General features: G+C 63.1%; 12 protein-coding genes. 5 read left to right on the forward strand and 7 right to left on the reverse strand.

Annotation, left to right across the window (positions count from 1 at the left end; genetic code table 11):
• Window positions 1-158: 158 nt before the first annotated feature.
• From FAZ95_RS00545 to FAZ95_RS00565, 5 genes are all read left to right on the forward strand, one after another.
• Window positions 159-914 carry a flagellar brake protein gene (locus FAZ95_RS00545; RefSeq protein WP_137330643.1) on the forward strand — a complete coding sequence of 252 codons (756 nt, stop codon included), beginning with the start codon at window positions 159-161 and terminating at the stop codon, window positions 912-914.
• Between the two features lie 231 nt (window positions 915-1,145).
• Window positions 1,146-3,080 (forward strand): flagellar hook-associated protein FlgK, encoded by a 1,935-nt coding sequence (gene flgK / locus FAZ95_RS00550; RefSeq protein ID WP_137330644.1) that lies wholly within the window; start codon window positions 1,146-1,148, stop codon window positions 3,078-3,080.
• 11 nt (window positions 3,081-3,091) lie between these two features.
• Window positions 3,092-4,336: a flagellar hook-associated protein FlgL gene (flgL, locus tag FAZ95_RS00555; protein WP_137330645.1), complete on the forward strand. Its 1,245-nt coding sequence runs from the start codon at window positions 3,092-3,094 to the stop codon at window positions 4,334-4,336.
• A 621-nt stretch (window positions 4,337-4,957) separates the two neighbouring features.
• The gene (locus FAZ95_RS00560; RefSeq protein WP_137330646.1) at window positions 4,958-8,584 is read left to right on the forward strand and encodes an AAA family ATPase; all 3,627 of its coding nucleotides are present in this window, start codon (window positions 4,958-4,960) and stop codon (window positions 8,582-8,584) included.
• A gap of 64 nt (window positions 8,585-8,648) precedes the next feature.
• Window positions 8,649-8,906, forward strand: coding sequence for a DUF4242 domain-containing protein (locus tag FAZ95_RS00565; protein WP_137330647.1), 258 nt, complete (start codon window positions 8,649-8,651; stop codon window positions 8,904-8,906).
• A 323-nt stretch (window positions 8,907-9,229) separates the two neighbouring features.
• Here the strand turns inward: FAZ95_RS00565 and fliR are convergent, their stop codons facing one another.
• The 7 genes from fliR to fliL all read right to left on the reverse strand — a co-directional run bounded on the left by fliR (window position 9,230) and on the right by fliL (window position 13,908).
• On the reverse strand, window positions 9,230-10,012 hold the full coding sequence (gene fliR, locus FAZ95_RS00570) for a flagellar biosynthetic protein FliR (protein WP_137330648.1): 783 nt from the start codon (window positions 10,010-10,012) through the stop codon (window positions 9,230-9,232).
• Between the two features lie 52 nt (window positions 10,013-10,064).
• Complete coding sequence (gene fliQ, locus FAZ95_RS00575; RefSeq protein ID WP_137330649.1) at window positions 10,065-10,334, reverse strand: flagellar biosynthesis protein FliQ; 270 nt, start codon at window positions 10,332-10,334, stop codon at window positions 10,065-10,067.
• A 68-nt stretch (window positions 10,335-10,402) separates the two neighbouring features.
• A complete protein-coding gene (fliP, locus tag FAZ95_RS00580) occupies window positions 10,403-11,239 on the reverse strand; it encodes a flagellar type III secretion system pore protein FliP (protein ID WP_137330650.1) in 837 nt (278 codons plus the stop codon).
• The gene (gene fliO, locus FAZ95_RS00585) at window positions 11,240-11,851 is read right to left on the reverse strand and encodes a flagellar biosynthetic protein FliO (RefSeq protein WP_137330651.1); all 612 of its coding nucleotides are present in this window, start codon (window positions 11,849-11,851) and stop codon (window positions 11,240-11,242) included.
• Window positions 11,848-12,339 carry a flagellar motor switch protein FliN gene (fliN, locus tag FAZ95_RS00590; RefSeq protein ID WP_175425483.1) on the reverse strand — a complete coding sequence of 164 codons (492 nt, stop codon included), beginning with the start codon at window positions 12,337-12,339 and terminating at the stop codon, window positions 11,848-11,850. Before fliN ends, fliO begins: the two co-directional genes overlap by 4 nt.
• Window positions 12,332-13,330: a flagellar motor switch protein FliM gene (gene fliM, locus FAZ95_RS00595; RefSeq protein ID WP_137330652.1), complete on the reverse strand. Its 999-nt coding sequence runs from the start codon at window positions 13,328-13,330 to the stop codon at window positions 12,332-12,334. The genes fliN and fliM overlap by 8 nt, the downstream gene beginning before the upstream one ends.
• A gap of 74 nt (window positions 13,331-13,404) precedes the next feature.
• Window positions 13,405-13,908, reverse strand: coding sequence for a flagellar basal body-associated protein FliL (fliL, locus tag FAZ95_RS00600; protein WP_137330653.1), 504 nt, complete (start codon window positions 13,906-13,908; stop codon window positions 13,405-13,407).
• Between the last annotated feature and the right edge of the window lie 143 nt (window positions 13,909-14,051).

Genomic DNA, 14,051 nt, shown 5'->3' on the forward strand with positions numbered 1-14,051 from the left:
CTGTTTGCTCCAGAAATATTTCAATATCTGCTATAAACTTCGCCGGTTAGCTGCCGCTAATCAGACAGACCAAGTGCCGGATTCCGCATGAGTTCGGCATAGACGCGCGCCACCGGCCTCGTGGCGCGCCCGCGAGAGAACGGAATACCGGCAAGCCCATGGAAATCAATCAGTCGAATGAAAAGCCGGAGGAATCCGCGGATTCCGGCCCGGACTTCGGCCGTCGCAACCCGCTGGAAATCGGCGTGCAGTTGCGCAACCTCCTCAACCGCGGCGATTTCCTGACCGTCCAGTACAACGGCGGACAGCTCGTCACGCGCATTCTCGACGTCGACGTGCGCGAGCGCGTGTTCGTGTTCGACTGGGGCGCGCTCGCCGAACAAAACAAAGGGATGCTCGCCGCGCAGCGCTGCTTGTTCCATGCGTCGCCGGAAGGCGTGCGCGTCGAGTTCACCACCAGCACGCCGCGCGAGACCCGTTTCGAAGGGCTGCCCGCGTTCGAAGCCGCGTTTCCCGAGGTGCTCTTCTACGTGCAACGTCGCGAGTATTTCCGCGTCGAGGCCCCGATTCTGGACCCGTACGTCTGCAAGGGCCGTCTGCCCGAGGGCGATGCGTTCCGCTGGGAAGTGCACGACGTGTCGCTCGGCGGCGTCGGGGTACGCACGACCGACGAGCGCGTCGCCGAGTTGCCGATGGGCACCGTGCTCGACGACGTCGAGCTGTTCCTCAACACGCACGGCACGCTGTCGCTCGGCCTGCAACTCGTTTCGCATCGCGCCTCGGACATGCCTAACGGCATGCGCCGCTATCAGCTCGGCTTCCGCTTCATGGCGCTGCCCGGCAGCGCGGAAAACACGCTGCAGCGTCTCATCACCCAGCTCGAAATGAAGCGCCGCTCGCTCGTGCGGGCCTGACGTCTTCCCCATCCGCCACGGTTTCTCCGCCTGCTCGTTCGAACGGGCGGAGAATTGGCGATCGATTCACACGCTTATCCGCGTTTTGCCCGCGCTACGTGCTGCCGATAATGCATTGGGAGCCGCGCAGTCTTACCGTTTCTCCCTCAATTTTTTCCGCTCGGCGCCGTTATACAGCTTGTTCACGCAACGCGGCGGACGGATACCATGCCCGCCCATTCAGGATGACGCATGTCCAACAATATCTTCAACATTGGTCTTAGCGGACTTCAGGCTGCCCAGTGGGGCATGACGACGACGAGCCAGAACATCAGCAACGCGTCGACGCCCGGCTACGACGTCGAGAGCGCCGTCTTCGCGGAAGCCAACGGCCAGTACACGGGCTCTGGCTACATGGGCAACGGCGTGAGCACGGCGACCACGCAGCGCGCCTACAGCCAGTACCTGACGACGCAGCTGAACAATGCGACGGCGACCAACAGCTCGCTCACGGCCAACAACACGATGGCCTCGCAATTGAACAACCTGGTGGGTAGCCCGACGGGCGGTATCTCGGCGGCAATCACCGCCTACTTCACGGGACTGCAGAGCGTCTCGAACAATCCGAGCAGCCTTGCTACGCGGCAGACCGCGATCAGTGACGCGCAATCGCTCGCCGACCAGATCAACACGGCCGGCCAGCAATACGACTCGCTGCGCCAGAGCGTGAATCAACAGCTCTCCACGACCGTCACCCAGATCAACACCTACTCGACGCAGATCGCGCAACTGAACACCCAGATCCAGGCTGCGAGCGCGCAAGGCCAGCCGCCGAATCAGCTGATGGACCAGCGCGACCAGGTGGTGTCGAGCCTGTCGCAACTGGTGGGTGTCTCGGTCGTGCAGAACAGCAGCGGCTATAGCCTCTTCCTCGGCGATGGCCAACCGCTCGTGGTCGCCAACCAGAGCTTCTCGCTCTCAGCCGTGACCTCGCCGAGCAACCCGAGCGAGACGGCGATCGCGTACAACGGCATCGCGGGCTCGAGCTCGCCGTCGACCGACTACCTGCCGAGCACCGCGCTGACGGGCGGCACGCTGGGCGGCCTGACGTCGTTCGTGAGCCAGACGCTCGACCCGGCCGAAGCACAGCTCGGTGCGATTGCGACGAGCTTCGCCTCGCAGGTGAACGCGCAGAACTCGCTGGGCCTGACGCTGTCGGGCTCGACCGGCGGCAACCTGTTCACGGTGGCAGGGCCGACCGTCTACGCGAACAAGAACAACACGGGCGCGGAAACGTTGTCGGTGACGCTGACGAACCCGTCCGCGCCGCCGACCGACAACTACTCGCTCGCGTACAACGGCACGAACTACACGCTGACCGACACGTCGACGAACACCGTGGTCAGCTCGACGACCACCGCTCCGACCACCGTCGCGGGCATGACGCTCACGTTGTCGGGCGCGATGACGGCCGGTGATTCGTTCACGATCCAGCCGACCTCGGGCGCCTTGAACAGCTTCGCGCTCGCGACGACGAGCGCCTCCGCAATCGCGGCGCAATCGCCGGCGCTGGCGTCGGCGACGAGCTCGAACACGGGCACGGCGACGATCGGGGCGGCCACGGTGTCGTCCGGCTATTCGCTCGCGAGCACGATCACGCTGACCTACAACTCGGCGACCGGTACGCTGAGCGGCGTTCCGATCGGCTCGTCCGTGTCGATCAATTCGGGGGCGGCGTCGACGAACACCACGGGCACGGTGGCCTACACGTCGGGCAACTCGATTTCGATCAACGGCGTGGCCTTCACGATCAGCGGCACGCCGGCCAACGGCGACACCTTCAAGATCGCGCCGAACACGGGCGGCACGAATGACGGCAGCAACGCGCTCGCGATGTCGAACCTCGTGTCGAACTCGGTGTTGTCGAACGGCACGGCCACGCTGACGGGCGCGTACGCGAACTATGTGAACAACATCGGCAATGCGGCGAGCACGCTGCAGTCGGCGAGCAAGACGCAGAGCGCGCTCGTCACGCAGATCACGTCCGCGCAGCAATCGGTGTCCGGCGTGAACCTCGACGAAGAGGCATCCCATTTGATGCAGTACCAGCAGCTCTATCAGGCGAACAGCAAAGTGATCCAGACGGCGAATTCGATGTTCCAGACCCTGCTCGGCATCTTCCAGTGAGGCGGTAAGCGATGCGTATCTCGACTTCGCAGTACTACAGCTCGAACGTCCAGACGATGGACAACCAGCAGGCTCAGCTCAGTCAGCTGCAACAGGAGCTATCGAGCGGCAACGCGCTGTCCACGCCGGCCGACAATCCGCTCGGCGCGGCGCAGGCCGTCACGTTGTCGATGCAGAGCTCGACGCTCGCGCAGTACACCACGAACCAGAACTCGGCGCTGACGTCGCTGCAGCTCGAGTCCACGACGCTCTCGAGCGTGACGAGCGTGATGCAGAGCATCACCTCGCTGATGGTGCAGGCGAACGACCACTCGCTTTCCGACAGCAACCGCAGCTCGATTGCCACCGAGCTGCAGGGCGACCGCAACCAGCTCCTGACGCTCGCGAACACGACCGATGGGACGGGCAGCTACATCTTCTCGGGCTTCCAGTCGGCGACTCAGCCGTTCACCGACAACGCGGGCGGCGGTGTCACGTACCACGGGGACACCGGCCAGCGCCTGGTGCAGGTGTCGGGCACGCGGCAGATCGTCTCGAACGACAGCGGTTCGAGCGTGTTCATGAGCGTCGCGTCGATCGGTGCGTCGCCGGTGCTGGCGGGTTCGTCGTCGAACACCGGCACGGGCAGGAGCGGCGCGGTGACGATCACCAACCCGGCGGCGACGACGAACACTGACAGCTACTCGATCACGTTCGGCGGCACGGCGGCTGCGCCGACCTACACGGTGACGGACAACACGATCGGCGCGTCGAGCGCCGTGACGACGTCCTACACGGCGGGCACGACGGCGCTGACGATCAACCTCGGCACGGGCATGACGGCGTCGATCTCGGGGACGCCTGCGGTTGGCGATTCGTTCTCGGTGACGCCGGGCACGGCGACGGCGAACAGCAACGTGTTCACGACACTCGACTCGATCATCGCTGCGCTGCAGGTGCCGGTGAGCAACAACCCGACGGCCTACGCGACGCAGCAGAATGCGCTGACCGCAGGCACGACGGCGTTTCAGAATTCGCTGACGAACATCTCGATGGTGCAGGCGTCGGTGGGCGGGCGGACGCAGGAGTTGAACGCGCTGCAGACGGCGACTTCGAACAACTCGTTGCAGCTGCAGAGCAATCTGTCGAATATCACCAGTGTCGACATGGTGTCCACCATCAGCCAGTACGAGGAAGTGCAGAATGCGCTCCAGGCGGCGCAGAAGAGCTTCGTGCAGATCCAGGGGATGTCGTTGTTTCAGTACATCAATCCTTGAGGCTGGCTGATTTCGCCAGCGGGTTTTGATTTGATGCTGGCGGTTTTTTTGCCTTTCGGCGTTTGGTTCTTTTGCCTGGGTTTTCGCGACAACTTTGATTTCACGCCGTTCCGTATAGTCCGTCCCTCCCCGGGACCGGGGTTACTTTTGTCCTTGCCAAAAGTAACCAAAAGCGCGTCCTGGGCGGACGGCCTAGCCCGGAGGCACTCAACCCTGTTAGTACCGGTGTTCCGAGCGCAAGCGTGGGAAACCGTTACTACTCGCCGTGCGCTCCGTTAGCACGTGGCACGCAATGAAGTCCGTGCGAATCAAATTGGGGCTGGCGGTCAGGAAGGGCCTGAAAAGGCTCGTCTTGCAACGCATGCGCCGCAAAACCTCAATCCGCTCTCTCGGGCGTGGCGTCGGAAATAGATAATAGGTCCCAAACGGGCGCTATGGTTAGAGTCAGCTCCAAGGCTGTCTTTGAAGCGTCATTGATACGTTCGCGCGCCTATTATCTAGAGAACACCTTCGTGCACCGCTTCGAACCGTCCAACGCCGCGCATCGCTAGGATGAGCGGCGCGGCGAAGTTCGACGCCGAGTGCCCTGTGGTTTTGACCAATTCGGTGAACGACCACGCAATGTCCGACGACCTGACGAAATGGCTGGTGAAGGCTGGGCTCGGCGCATACGCTCAGACATTTGCGGCCCAGGGGATCGACTGGGATGTGCTGGGCGACCTCTCCGACGCGGATCTGCAAGCGCTCGGGCTGACTATCGGTGACTGCAAACGACTGGCCAAAGCGCTTGCGGGGCTGACACGCGGGCGCGCACCGGCGGTCCAACGAGACATCGAGCGGCTGGATGAGAGGACCTCGTCCCTCGCGGTCCAAGCCACCGAGGCCGAGCGGCGGCAACTCACCGTCATGTTCATCGACCTCATTGATTCGACCTCGCTCGCAGAACGGTTCGATCCCGAGGATCTGCGGGACATGCTGCACGTCTTCCATCAGGCTTGCGCACACGAGATCGACGCCCATGACGGCCATATCGCGCAGTACGTTGGCGATGGGCTCGTCGTCTATTTCGGCTACCCGCGTGCACACGAAGACGACGCCGTGCGCGCGGTACTCGTTGGTCTCGCCGTGGTTTCCGCCCTCGGTCAGGTCAATGATCGTATCGAGGCCGAACATGGCGTGCGTCTTCACATGCGCATCGGGATCGAGACCGGCCTAGTCGTCGCCGGTGAGGTCGGTGCCGGATCGTTACTGGACCACCAGGCCGTGGTCGGCGAAACCCCAATCTTTGCCGAGAGGTTGCAATCCCTAGCTCCACCCGATGCGATCCTGGTCGGCCCAGCCACTGAGCGGTTGATCCGGGACTCATTCCTGCTCGAAAGCATTGGCTTGCGCGCGTTGAAGGGGATTGCAACCCCCGTTCCAGTGTATCGGGTGCTCGCCCGGACAGATGCTCTCGACCGCTTCGAGATCAGGGCGGGCCACGGGATGACCCCGCTGATCGGGAGATCGGCCGAACTCGACATGATCCGGCAACGCTGGAAGCAGAGCACTGACGGCGAAATGCGCTGTGTCATGCTGATCGGGGAGCCAGGGATCGGAAAGTCGCGCATGCTGCGGGCATTCACGGACAGCATCCATGCGGATGTGCACGTGATCGTCTCGTTGCACTGCTCGCCGTACTATCGCAACAGCCCGTTCTGGCCGGTTTTGCAATGGGTGCAGCGCGCATATGGCCTTGATCCAAAGCGTCCTGACGCGTCCGATCTCGAACGACTGGAGTCTGGACTTGGCGTACTCGGCGTCGATGTCGAGGAGATGGTGCTCGTGCTCGCGACCTTGCTCGGAATTCCGACGGGGGAACGGTATGCAGCCGTCGACGCCTCCTCGCCTTCCTTCAAGCACCGAACGTTGAGTGGGCTCGTCACGCTCATTGAGAGGATGACACATCCTCAGCCGGTGCTCGTCATCGTCGAAGATGCGCACTGGATCGATCCTTCGTCGCTCGATCTCGTGCGACTGCTCCTCGAGCAAATGGTGTCGACGCGCCTGATGGTGCTGCTAACGGGGCGGCCTTCGTTCAGACCGGAATGGTCCTATCCTCACCTCGTGCAAATCAATCTCGACCGGCTTTCGCGCCGCGACTGTGCCGCGATGATCGAACGGCTGACCGAGAGCAAGCCCATTCCGCGCGTCGTGTTGGACGAGATCGTCGCCAAAACGGATGGCGTGCCGCTCTTTGTCGAGGAACTGACGAAGACCGTCGTCCGGGGGGGACAGTTGCATGACGCCGGTAGCAGCTACGAACTTAGGAGCATGCAACGTTCCCTCGCCATTCCGGATACGCTGCAGGGGTCTCTGCTCTCGCAACTGGACCGGCTCGAACCGAGCGCCAAGGAGGCCGCGCAGATTGCCGCGACGATCGGACGGGAGTTCGATGCAACGCTTCTCGCCTTGATCGCGTCGAAGCCCGAATCCGAATTGCAGCGGATGCTGGATAGCCTGGTTGCGGCGGAAATTATCGTCCCGGGTCCAGGAGTGCCGGGACACAGCGGTGCTTACCTGTTCCGTCACGCGCTGATTCAGGAGATCGCCTACCAGTCCCTGCTTATCGTGCGGCGGCGCGACTACCATGGCCGGATCGCCCTCGCGCTCGAACAGCATTACCCCGCGGTCGTCGATCGACAGCCAGAACTGGTCGCCGAGAACTTTGCCTTGTCCGACCAGCCGGCCCGCGCAATCGCCTATTGGCAGCGCGCGGGAGAGCGGGCGCTTGCGCGCGCAGCCTACGACGAGGCGTTTTCCCATGCGCAACGCGGACTTCAGATGGCCGAAAGTCTCTCTGCGGGTGGTCGGGATTGGGCGGATGCGATATTGCCTCTGCTCCTGATACGAGGCGGAGCCGAGCACCGGCTGGGGCGCCGCGACGCAATCGAAACTTTCCGGCGCGCCGCACAGGTCGCGCGCGCGGAGAAGCTGTCGTCGTACATGGTTTCGGCGGCATTGGGGTTCGTCACCGCCGAGATGTACCTCGGAGGGACTGGCGAGGTTTCAATTGCCTTGCTGAGGGAGGCGCTGGCTTCTATCGGCAGAGAGGAAACGCTCGAGCGATGCCGGCTGTTGAGCCGGCTGGCCGTTACCCTGCGCATGACGGGTGAGGTCAAACAAAGCGACGAGCTCGCTCGCGAGGCCGTCGCGCTGGCACGACGCCTCGGAGACCGGGCCAGCTTGTTCGACGCACTGGCTTGCGAGGTGATCCAGGTCGGCGCGCAGCATTTGCCGGCGGCGAGATTCGCGGAGCGTCAAGCCGTGCTGGAGCAGCTCAGCCAACTCGCCGAGGAACTCGGCGATGCGCACTTGATCGGCCAGGCATGCGCCCGAAGCCTCACGGGCTACCTTGAAATCGGCAACCTAGAGTGCTTCGAATCGGCGCTTCAGAGATATCAGCAAATCGTCACGAGCGGGAAGCATTTCGTGGACAAGTGGTGCGTGACCGGTGCGCAGGCGATGCGTGCACTCCTAGTCGGCGACTTTGCGCTCGCGGAGCGCAAGGCACAGGAATCCCTGGACTTAGCGGAAAGCGTGGACGCGAAGTTTGCGGCTGGTGTCTATGGCATGCAGATGTTCACGCTTCGCCGGGAACAAGGCAGGCTTGCGGAGGTGGCGCCCCTGGTCAAGCGTTTTCTCGAAGAGCATCCGGAGGATGCGACCTGGCGCCCCGGCCTGATGTTGATTCTGTGCGACCTCGGCTTCGACGCGCAAGCGCTTCACCGGCTGAATCAGGCCGCCGAGGGAGGCTTTCGCATTGCCATGGACAGCAAGCGGCTCATCACGCTCACGTACTTTGCGGAAGTTGCTGCACGGCTTCACGAGACCGAGCACACCGAGCGCATATACGCACTGCTATTGCCTTTCCGGGATCAGGTCGTCACAGTCCCCGCTTTTACCCTTTGCTGCGGGTCCACCGCGCGGTATCTGGGCATGCTCGCGGGCGCACTTGGTGATTGGCCCGCTGCCGAAGCCCATTTCGAATATGCACTGCAGACCGATGAGCGGTTGCGAGCCTGGCCATGGCTCGCGCATACCCGCCGCGAATTTGCGGTCATGCTGTCCCACCGCCATCGCAACGGAGACCTGGCACGCGCGGCGGACCTCGTAGCAGCCGCTGCCGCTACGGCGAAGGAACTCGGAATGTGCATGCTGCTTAATCGGATCGGCGGCGCCGCGAACGGCTCAGGAGCGCAGAATTGATTAAGAAAACGCGCCTTGCATGGTCTAAAGTGCTGTAAGGCAGGCACCATGAAAGGAGCGTCTCATGTCACGTTTCCTGATTGAACGTAACTTCGCCGAGCAACTCGAGCTCTCCGCCGATGCAGCGAACTTGGTCAAGCGGATCAACGAGGAGGAGGGCGTCAAATGGCTTTTCTCTTTTCTCAGCGCGGACAAGAAAAAGACGTATTGTTTGTATGAAGCACCTGACGCGGAGAGCATCCGCCTTGCATCGCAGCGCGCCAACCTGCCATCCGATGTGATCATCGAGGTCACCGATTTGCGGCCAGAAATGTTCAACTGACGGAGGTGATACCTTCAGGTCTTTCCTGACCTGCATCGCCGATTTGACGCGAACGGACGAAATTCTGTGCCGCGTGTAAGCGGGACTAAAGGCGAGCGATAACGGTTTCCCACGGGTGCACTCGGGACATCGGAACTAACAGGGTTGAGTGCCTCCGGGCGAGCCGTCCGGCGAGGACGCGCTTTTGGTTACTTTTGGCAAGGACAAAAGTGACCCCGGTCCCGGGGAGGGACGGACTATACGGAACGGCGCGAAATCAAAGTTGCACGACAGACAAACCCAAGCAAACGAACAAAACCGCGCCGCAGGCAAAACAAATCGCGCTACCGCAACCCACCCGCCACTCGCCCCATCGCATCAACACCGAGATCGAACATTCGCGAGAAAAACGGAATCATATTCGGCAACATCAACTGCACGAGCAGCAAGCCGACGAGCATCGTCACCGGAAATCCGATCTGAAAGACCCCGATCTGCGGCGCCGCGCGATTCAAAATCCCGAGCGCCAAGTTGGCGATCAAGAGCGCCGCCACCACCGGCAACGCAAGCAGCAACCCCGCCGAGAACAACATCCCGCCCCACTCGACGAGCGTGCGCCAGCCCGGCGCGCCGAGTATGTTGGCCGAGATCGGCACCGACTGAAACGTCGCGACGAGCGCCGCGATCATCTGCAAGTGCCCGTCGAAGGCGAGGAAGGCCAGCATCGCGATCGTCCTCAGGAACATGGAGAGCACGTCGCTCGCGTTGCTCGAACCGGGCTCGAAGAACGTCGCGAACCCGAGCCCCATCTGCATCCCGATGATGCCGCCCGTCGTCTCGACCGCGCCGAACACGACCTGCATCGTAAGCCCAAGCGCCGCGCCGATCAGAAACTGGTTCACGATGATCCAGATGCCCGCCGCCGAAAACACCGTTGGCGCAGGCAAGGGTCCGATCGTCGGCGCGACGATGATCGTGATGAACGCAGCGAGACCGATTTTCACGCGCACCGGCACCAAAGCGTGGCCGACCAACGGCGCCGTCGCCACCAGCGCGAGGATGCGCACAAACGGCCACATGAACGCGGTCATCCACGTGTTCAGCTGCGCATAGGTGACGGTGAACATCGCGGCGCGCGGAAAAGAAGAAGTGCGGGTGGAAGAACGCGGGGCGCGAGCGTCAGCCCGCGATCTGCGGCACGCTCGTGAGGATGTGGCGCAGATAGTCGAGCATCATCGTCATCATCCACGGCCCCGCGATCACGAGCGTCACCGCGACCGCCAGCAGCTTCGGGATGAACGACAGCGTCGTCTCGTTGATCTGCGTGGCCGCCTGGAACAAGCTCACGACGAGACCCACAACGAGCGCTACCAGCAAGAGCGGCGCGGCAAGAAGGAGCGCGATCATCATCGCCTGATGGGCGAGCGTCATTACGGATTCTGGCGTCATGATTCAAGCCTGCTTCAAAGTGAGATCTGACTAAGCGGTTCAGGCACGGCGCTCGAAAGCGCGGCCATTCACGTAAAGCTCTGCGCAAGCGAGCCGATCAGCAATTGCCATCCGTCGACGAGCACGAACAGCATGAGCTTGAACGGCAGCGAGAGCGTCACGGGCGACACCATCATCATCCCCATCGACATCAGCACGCTCGCGACCACCATGTCGATGATCAGAAACGGAATGAAGATCGTGAAGCCGATCTGAAAACCGGTCTTGAGCTCGCTGGTCACGTACGACGGCACGAGCAGCGACAGCGGCACGTCGTCGGGCCCCTGCATCGGCGCTGCGTGCGAGATCTTCGCGAAGAGCGCGAGATCGGACTCGCGCGTCTGGCGCAGCATGAACGTCTTGAACGGCGCGACGCCGCGCGTCCAAGCCGTATCCATCGGCAGCGTGCCTTCGGAGAACGGCTTGTAGCCGTCGTTGTACGCCTTGTCGAGCACGGGCGACATCACGAACAGCGTCAGGAACATCGCGAGGCCGACGAGCACCTGGTTCGGCGGCGTCGTCGAGAGCCCCATCGCCTGGCGCAACAGCGACAGCACGATGATGATGCGCGTGAAGCTCGTCATCATCAGCACCATCGCCGGCAGGAACGACAGCATCGTGAGCAGCAGCATCGTCTGCACGCTCAGCGAATAGGTCGTGCCGCCGTTCGGTCCCGGGCTCGTGTTGAAGGCGGGCAGGCCGGCGGTCTGCGCGAACGAAAGCGTCGGCAGCGTAGCGAGCAGCGCCGGAAGCAGCACGGGCAGCGCGGCCTTCGTCAGCGGCAGGATGCGTTGCGGCAGGGAGGCGGCGAAAGGGGCGCGCGCTTGCGCCTGCGCGCCTCGTGTGAGGGTACGGCTTGACGGCATTTAGTTGTCTCCGCTCTCGCGGCGCTGAAAACGTTTGCTCGCCTCGCTCTTCAACGCGCTGCGAAAGCGTTGTCCGAAGGTGCCTGTGAGCGCGGTGCTGGCGTCGTACGGGCCGGAGCGCGAGCCGTGCATGCCGCCGGCGCTCGCACCCGCCGCGCCCTCGGCGCTCGCCGAGCCGGCCGGCATCGTATGCAGCAGACGCACGTTGCCGGGCGCGGCGCCGAGCACGAGCCACGTGTCGCCGATCTCGACGACGGCCACGCGCTCCTTGCCGCCGAGCGAGGTGCCCGCGACGACCTTGACGAGTCCGCCGCGGCTCGACGGCTGCAAGCCGAAGCGGCGCGCGAGCCACGCGCAGGCAAACACGAGGCCGATCACGACGATGAGACCGACGATCGTTTGCAGCACGGCGCCGACGCCCAGCGACGGCACCGCCGTGCCCGCGCCGACGTTGGAAGCGATTTTCGCTGCGTTGTTGACGGCGTTCATGTCGGCGGCGAGCGCTGCGCGCGAGGCCAGCGACGTCACCGCAACCAGAACCGCCGGTGAAGCCCATCCGCCCAGACGCTGGCCAAGCGAAAGCCGCTGGCCACGTTGAAGCGCGAATCTCATCGATTGAGCTTCCGGATGCGCTCGGACGGCGTGATGATGTCGGTCAGGCGAATGCCGAACTTGTCGTTGACGACGACGACTTCGCCCTGCGCGATGAGGCAGCCGTTCACGAGCACGTCCATCGGTTCGCCGGCCATGCCGTCGAGCTCGACGACCGAACCTTGCGCGAGCTGCAGCAGGTTGCGGATCGCGATCTTGGTGCGGCCGAGCTCCACGGTCATCTGGACCGGGATGTCGAGGATCATGTCGATGTCGTTGCGCGTCGACGCGGGCTCGACCTTCGACAGCGGCTGGAACACGCCGGCCGCAGCCGCGTTCACGGTGGTGTTGTCGTTCTGCTCGGCAAGCGCGCTCGCCCAATCGTCCATTCCTGAATCCTCTGTTGCGGCCGCATCGGCCGCTTCGACCATTTCGCTCGCCATGGCCGCTGCCATTTGCGCATCGACATCCGACTTGCCGGACTCCGGCGTCGCGTTCAGCTCAGTCATATCCACCTTCCTTCATCGATTCGCTGGCGCTGATCATCTTCTGGACCCGCAGCGCGTATTGACCATTGAAAATGCCGTAGCCGCATTCCATCACCGGCACGCCATCGACCTTCGCGGTGATGTGCTCGGGGATGTCGATCGGCAGCACGTCGTTGACTCTCATGTTGAGAATCTTTTCGAACGTCACGGGGATTTCCGCGAGGTTCGCCGTCAGCTCCACTTCGGCGGCCTGCACCTGCTGCGACAGCACGCGCACCCAGCGGCGGTCCACTTCGAGCGCTTCGCCCTGGATCGGCGAGGAGAGCACGTCGCGGATCGGCTCGATCATCGAGTAGGGCATGCAGATGTGCAGCGTGCCGCCCGTCGGTCCGAACTCGATCGAGAACTGCGTGACGATCACGATTTCGTTCGGCGTCGCGACGTTCGCGAATTGCGTGTGCATCTCCGAGCGCACGAATTCGAACTGCAGCGGACGCACGCTCTTCCACGACGTCTGGTAGTGCTCGAACACGAGGTTGAGCAGCTTGCTGATGATGCGCTGCTCGGTCTGCGTGAAGTCGCGGCCTTCGACGCGCGTGTGAAAGCGTCCGTCGCCGCCGAACAGGTTGTCGACGACGAAGAACACGAGGTTCGGGTCGAACACGAACAGCGACGTGCCGCGCAGCGGCTTCACGTGCACGAGGTTCAGGTTCGTCGGGATCGGCAGGTTGCGCGTGAACTCGCTGTACTTCTGGACCTTCACGGGGCCGACGGAGATTTCCGCCGTGCGCCGCATGAAGTTGAAGATGCCGACGCGCAACAGGCGCGCGAAGCGGTCGTTGATGATCTCGAGGCCGGGCATCCGGCCGCGCACGATCCGCTCTTGCGTGGCAATGTTGTACGGGCGCACGCCCGAACGGCTGCTGTCGTCGGCAACCGAGTCGGTCTCGCCGGTTACGCCTTTCAGGAGGGCATCGACCTCCTCCTGGGACATGAACTCTTCGTGGCCCATTTCCTAATTCTCGCTAGTGCGTCGTGGCTATCGGATAACGGATCGAAGCGCCGCCGGATGGATGCGGGGGCGCTTCACTGGACTACGAATTCGGTGAACAGCACGTCTTGCACGTGCGCCGGCGCGCCGCCCGCATCGGTCGGCTTCTCGACGAGCGCCTTCAGCTCGCTGGCGAGCGCGTGCTTGCCGTCGAGCGTCGCGAGGTCGTCGGGCTTCTTGTTCGACAGCGCGAGCAGGATGCGGCTGCGGATCTCCGGCATGTGCTCCGTGAGCTGCTCCTGGACCTTCGGGTCGGTGAGCTTCAGCGACAGGCCGACGCGCAGGTAGTGCATGTTGCCGTCGTCGGACTGGAGGTTCACCGTCATCGGTTCGAGCGCGAAGAAGATCGGCGCGGGCGGGGGCACGGGCGTCGATGCCGACGCGTGCGGCATGCCGTCTTTGAGCAGGAAGAAGTACATGCCGGCGGCGGCGCCTAGTGCGGCGATGATCGCAATGATCGTGATCACGATGATGCGCTTGATCTTGCCCGGTGCCGGTGCGGCGGCCTGTTGCTGCTGTGCTGCGGTCGTCGTTGCCATGGGTGTGCCTGCTTTTATTCCGTAGTCTGCATTGTTCGGGATGAGCGGCCTGGGTGATAGGCCGAAAAGAAGGGGGATTTTGGGTTATCTCATGCGTTTGCTGAATGGTTTCTTCTTTGTCTGCATGATGCGATTGCTTACCG

It is taken from the genome of Trinickia violacea (genome assembly GCF_005280735.1).
Lineage (GTDB): Bacteria > Pseudomonadota > Gammaproteobacteria > Burkholderiales > Burkholderiaceae > Trinickia_A > Trinickia_A violacea.

Coding starts and splice junctions, on each gene's coding strand:
- FAZ95_RS00545 (WP_137330643.1), top strand. CDS start 159: ATGGAAATCAATCAGTCGAATGAAAAGCCGGAGGAATCCGCGGATTCC.
- flgK (WP_137330644.1), top strand. CDS start 1,146: ATGTCCAACAATATCTTCAACATTGGTCTTAGCGGACTTCAGGCTGCC.
- flgL (WP_137330645.1), top strand. CDS start 3,092: ATGCGTATCTCGACTTCGCAGTACTACAGCTCGAACGTCCAGACGATG.
- FAZ95_RS00560 (WP_137330646.1), top strand. CDS start 4,958: ATGTCCGACGACCTGACGAAATGGCTGGTGAAGGCTGGGCTCGGCGCA.
- FAZ95_RS00565 (WP_137330647.1), top strand. CDS start 8,649: ATGTCACGTTTCCTGATTGAACGTAACTTCGCCGAGCAACTCGAGCTC.
- fliR (WP_137330648.1), bottom strand. CDS start 10,012: ATGTTCACCGTCACCTATGCGCAGCTGAACACGTGGATGACCGCGTTC.
- fliQ (WP_137330649.1), bottom strand. CDS start 10,334: ATGACGCCAGAATCCGTAATGACGCTCGCCCATCAGGCGATGATGATC.
- fliP (WP_137330650.1), bottom strand. CDS start 11,239: ATGCCGTCAAGCCGTACCCTCACACGAGGCGCGCAGGCGCAAGCGCGC.
- fliO (WP_137330651.1), bottom strand. CDS start 11,851: ATGAGATTCGCGCTTCAACGTGGCCAGCGGCTTTCGCTTGGCCAGCGT.
- fliN (WP_175425483.1), bottom strand. CDS start 12,339: ATGACTGAGCTGAACGCGACGCCGGAGTCCGGCAAGTCGGATGTCGAT.
- fliM (WP_137330652.1), bottom strand. CDS start 13,330: ATGGGCCACGAAGAGTTCATGTCCCAGGAGGAGGTCGATGCCCTCCTG.
- fliL (WP_137330653.1), bottom strand. CDS start 13,908: ATGGCAACGACGACCGCAGCACAGCAGCAACAGGCCGCCGCACCGGCA.